The organism is Bacteroides sp. CAG:189 (genome assembly GCF_000432295.1).
Lineage (GTDB): Bacteria > Bacteroidota > Bacteroidia > Bacteroidales > Bacteroidaceae > Bacteroides > Bacteroides salyersiae.
The window spans coordinates 79,092-79,624 of sequence record NZ_HF991035.1 but is presented as its reverse complement, the minus strand read 5'-3'; the positions used below and the strand labels follow the sequence as shown (position 1 = coordinate 79,624).

The 533-nt window shown below is 34.0% G+C and carries 1 pseudogene; it reads right to left on the bottom strand.

The annotated features are described in order from the left end of the window. Window positions 1–138 precede the first annotated feature (138 nt). Window positions 139–533 (bottom strand): annotated as a pseudogene (locus tag QVP90_RS05825) (MlaD family protein); the annotation flags it as partial.

The following is a 533-nucleotide window of genomic DNA, read 5'->3' as shown; positions in this document are numbered from 1 at the left end:
AATTTTGATGCTCTGTTTTTATTTAGGCAAATGCCTCTCTGTTTTATTTCTTTTGGTCTGTATATGCACTTTACGAGACTTTTCAGTTTTCTGTTTTTAAGTTCTGTTATTTAGATGAAATCTATATAGTACAGAAAACTACTTCTCTTTTTTCCCGAATAAAGAGAAGTGTACATAGCGTTTGGGATGTTCTTTCAAATCTTCAAGCAAACTTGCTGCATTGGCAGTAGTTGCGTTTAAATTGTTATATAATTGCGGATCATTTAAGAGTAATCCTACGGTGTTGTCTTTACTGTTTAATTTTTCTGTAACGATTTTTACATTAGCCAAGGTCTGTTCTATCTCATTAAAAGTGTTGGCATAATCTATTTTTTTCAAATTGTCGCTAATGCTTATGAAGTTATCTCCCAATGTGTTCAACTTACCGGTTAGCTGTGGAATGTCTCTTCCCATCAATACTTTCAGTTGTCCACTGGTCACTTCAAGATTAGCAGCCATTTTCTCTACGGAATGTAAAGTAGCAGGAATGCTTT